The 4,316-nt window shown below is 48.0% G+C and carries 3 protein-coding genes; 1 reads left to right on the forward strand and 2 read right to left on the reverse strand.

The genetic code is table 11. The annotated features are described in order from the left end of the window. On the forward strand, positions 1–908 hold a 908-nt coding region (gene punR, locus AB4653_RS10040), incomplete at its 5' end, for a DNA-binding transcriptional activator PunR (protein ID WP_372104032.1). A gap of 100 nt (positions 909–1,008) precedes the next feature. Here punR and ilvA read toward each other — a convergent pair. Further along, the gene (gene ilvA, locus AB4653_RS10045; protein WP_009848115.1) at positions 1,009–2,553 is read right to left on the reverse strand and encodes a threonine ammonia-lyase, biosynthetic; all 1,545 of its coding nucleotides are present in this window, start codon (positions 2,551–2,553) and stop codon (positions 1,009–1,011) included. A gap of 2 nt (positions 2,554–2,555) precedes the next feature. Continuing rightward, positions 2,556–4,316: dihydroxy-acid dehydratase (ilvD, locus tag AB4653_RS10050; protein WP_372104035.1), on the reverse strand; the 1,761-nt coding region annotated here is incomplete at its 5' end.

Raw genomic sequence — 4,316 nt, forward strand, 5'->3', positions numbered from 1 at the left:
CTAAATCCTCTTTAGAAATGCTCGATACTGTTGCTCGCTTAGGCAGTTTTACTGCGGCGGCAGAACAATTGCACAAAGTGCCCTCAGCGATCAGCTATGGGGTTAGGCAGGTAGAGCAAGAGCTTGATGTTCTACTTTTCAGACGGTTACCAAGAAAAGTAGAGCTGACACCTGCAGGTGAGTTGTTTATTGAAGAGGCTCGTCAACTGCTGAGACAGATGGAAGAACTCAGTGCCCAGACTCGCCGAGCTGCGCGTGGTTGGAAGAAAACCTTGCGCTTAACGCTTGATAACGTGGTTAAGCTCGACAAGATGAAGCCTATGATTGAAGAGTTTTATCAAACCTTTGAGTTCGCTGAGCTGCAGATTAACATGGAAGTGTTTAACGGCTCTTGGGAAGCCATTGCACAGGGCAGGGCGGATGTCGTGATTGGTGCAACCTCGGCGATTCCGGTTGGTGGTGACTTTGAAGTTAAGGATATGGGGCGGTTAGATTGGGCATTTGTGATGTCACCCAGTCACCCGTGTGTGCGAGAGCAAAACCTTAATGAAGCCTTTGTCAGTCAATACCCAGCAATATGTTTGGATGATACCTCTAGTGTACTGCCTAAGCGACACACAGGGCACTTTTCGAATCAAAGGCGTCTATTGTTACCTAACTGGTACAGTGCGATAGAGTGTCTTAAAAATGGTGTTGGGGTGGGTTACATGCCAAGGCATATCGCCGCACCTATTATTGAGCAAGGTTTGCTGGTAGAAAAAATATTGCCCGAGCCAAGCCCGCAGAGTCATTGTTGTTTGGTGTGGCGAAAAGACGATAACCATAAATTGATCGAATGGATGGTCAAATATCTAGGATCAAGTGAGCAACTTCACCAAGATTGGTTGGATCATCGTAAAGCGATCTAATGATGCGATCCGTTGAAGATCATTCGGGTTAGGTTTGAATCAGCCCAATAAAAAGAGCGAGTTATCATAACTCGCTCTTTTTCATGTTTAGTCCGAACTTTTAAGACAAGAAGAACTTGTAGGAAGGGTTATCGGTTTCATCTTTGCATTGGTAGCCGAGTTCTTCTAAATGCGTAGAGAACTGAGCCAAATCGTCATCACCAAGCTCAAAACCACACAGCACACGACCGTAATCAGCACCATGGTTACGATAGTTGAACAAGCTGATATTCCAGTGAGTCCCTAAGGTATCAAGGAATTTAATCAATGCTCCTGGGTATTCAGGGAACTCAAAGCTGTACAGACGCTCTTTCAATGGTTTCGATGGTTTGCCGCCAATCATGTAACGAATATGAAGTTTTGCCATCTCGTCATCAGACAAGTCGACAACCGCGTAGTCACCCTCACGTAAGTCATTGATGATGTGTTCGAGTTCTTCTTGTCCACCTTGTAGACGTACACCAACGAAGATATTCGCCAGGCTTTCGTCGTTGTGGCGGTAGTTAAACTCAGTCACCGCTCGACCACCAATAATGTTACAGAACTCTAGGAACGCACCTTGTCGTTCTGGAATAGTCACCGCAAGTAGACCTTCTCGCTTCTCACCCAATTCACAACGCTCAGAGACATAACGCAGACCGTGGAAGTTGGTGTTCGCACCAGACAATACCGTTGCTAGTTGCTTATTTTGCAGTTGGTTTTGTTCTGCAAACTTCTTAAGGCCTGCCAGAGCAAGCGCTCCTGAAGGCTCAGCAATTGCACGGGTGTCTTCAAAGATGTCCTTTACCGCAGAGCAGATTTCATCGCTAGATACTGTAATATGACCATCAATGTACTGTTGGCAAAGACGGAAGGTTTCTTCACCAATGCGTTTAACCGCAACACCATCAGCAAACATGCTGACCTGATCCAGTACCACTGGTTCACCCGCATCCAGTGCTGCTTTCAAGCAAGCTGAGTCTTCAGGCTCTACCGCAATCACTTTAATCTCTGGCATCAGTTGTTTGATAAGCACTGCAACACCAGCGGCTAAGCCACCACCACCAACCGGCACAAAGATATAATCCATGTGACCGTTTTGCTGCAGCATCTCCATGCCCATAGTACCTTGCCCTGCAATCACCAGTGGGTGATCGAAAGGAGGTACAAAGGTGAAGCCATGTTCAGCCGATAGGCGTTCCGCTTCCGCTTTTGCTTCATCGAAATTACTGCCGTGCAGAACCACATTACCACCAAATCCGCGTACCGCATCAACCTTGATATCCGGCGTCGTTTTTGGCATCACAATCGTGGTCTGAATACCAAGCTTAGAACCGGACAGCGCCATACCTTGAGCATGGTTACCTGCCGATGCAGCAATCACACCTGCGGCTTTCTGTTGTTCAGAAAGGCTTGATACCATGTTGTAGGCACCACGTAGCTTGAACGAGTGCACCGGCTGACGGTCTTCTCGTTTAAGCTGAACCTGATTACCGATACGAGCGCTTAAGCGTGGCATATCTTGCAGAGGTGTCACAATCGCCGCTTCGTAAACCGGCGCTCTCAGGATCTGGCGCAGATAATCTGCGCCAGTTTGTTTTTGGGGGCTGGAGGTGTCATCACTCATAGTTAGCCCTCAAGTTTAGACTTATCACGTACAGCGCCTTTGTCGGCACTGGTCGCCATGCTTGCATAAGCTTTCAGTGCGAAAGACACTTCACGCTGACGGTTTTCTGGTTTCCAGCCTAGTGCATCTTGTTTAACGCGACGTGCTTCAAGCTCTGCTTCTGGCACATCAAGTGTGATTGAGCGGCTAGGGATGTCGATAGTGATAATATCGCCCGTGTTCACTAGACCAATCACACCGCCACTTGCTGCTTCTGGAGAAGCGTGACCGATAGACAGACCTGATGTACCACCAGAGAAGCGACCATCAGTCAGTAGAGCACATGACTTGCCTAAGCCCATTGATTTCAAGTAAGTCGTTGGGTAAAGCATCTCTTGCATGCCCGGACCACCTTTAGGACCTTCGTAACGAATAACAACCACTTCGCCGGCTTTTACTTTACCCGCTAAGATGCCGTCTACTGCCGTATCTTGGCTTTCGAATACGATTGCAGGGCCTTGGAATTTAAGGTTTTCTTCATCAACACCCGCGGTCTTAACGATACAACCATCAACCGCGATGTTACCTGAAAGTACCGCTAGTCCACCTTCTTGGCTGAATGCGTTTTCTTTAGTACGGATACAACCTTCTTTGCGATCGTCATCAAGACGATCCCAACGACAATCTTGTGAGAAAGCTTTAGTTGTACGGATGCCCGCAGGACCAGCACGGAAGAACTTAAGCACGGCTTCGTCTTCTGTCTGCATGATGTCGTACTGTGCAAGTTGCTCTTGCATGCTTAGACCAAGTACCGTGCGAGTTTGGTTGTTTAGTAGACCTGCACGGTCAAGTTCACCAAGGATAGCCATTACGCCACCAGCGCGGTGAACGTCTTCCATGTGGTATTTCGGAGTTGAAGGTGCCACTTTACATAGGTGTGGAACACGGCGAGACATCGCGTCGATATCATCCATATCGAAATCAATGTCGCCTTCTTGAGCTGCTGCCAAAAGGTGAAGAACGGTGTTACTAGAACCACCCATTGCGATATCAAGTGCCATCGCATTATCAAAGGCAGCGCGGTTTGCAATGTTGCGTGGCAGTGCTGATTCGTCGTCTTGCTCGTAGTAACGCTTGGTTAGATCAACGATACGCTTACCGGCATTGATGAACAGCTCTTCACGGTCTGCGTGTGTTGCCAGCATAGAACCGTTACCAGGCTGAGATAGACCAAGTGCTTCTGTTAGACAGTTCATTGAGTTTGCTGTGAACATACCTGAACATGAACCACAGGTTGGACATGCTGAACGCTCTACTTGCTCACTTTGCTCATCAGAAATGGTTGGATCGGCGCCTTGAATCATCGCGTCAACAAGGTCGAGCTTGATGATTTGATCTGAAAGCTTGGTTTTACCTGCTTCCATTGGGCCGCCTGATACAAAGATCACAGGGATGTTTAGGCGCATAGCTGCCATCATCATTCCCGGAGTGATTTTGTCACAGTTAGAGATACACACCATCGCATCTGCACAGTGTGCATTGACCATGTACTCTACCGAGTCTGCGATAAGCTCACGTGATGGCAGTGAGTACAGCATGCCGCCGTGGCCCATTGCGATACCATCATCGACTGCGATGGTGTTGAATTCTTTAGCGATACCGCCCGCTTTCTCGATTTCACCTGCAACCAGTTGACCCATATCTTTAAGGTGAACGTGGCCAGGTACGAATTGAGTGAAAGAGTTTACAACCGCGATGATTGGCTTACCGAAGTCATCATCTTT

It is taken from the genome of Vibrio sp. 10N.222.48.A3 (assembly GCF_041475345.1).
GTDB lineage: Bacteria > Pseudomonadota > Gammaproteobacteria > Enterobacterales > Vibrionaceae > Vibrio > Vibrio tasmaniensis_A.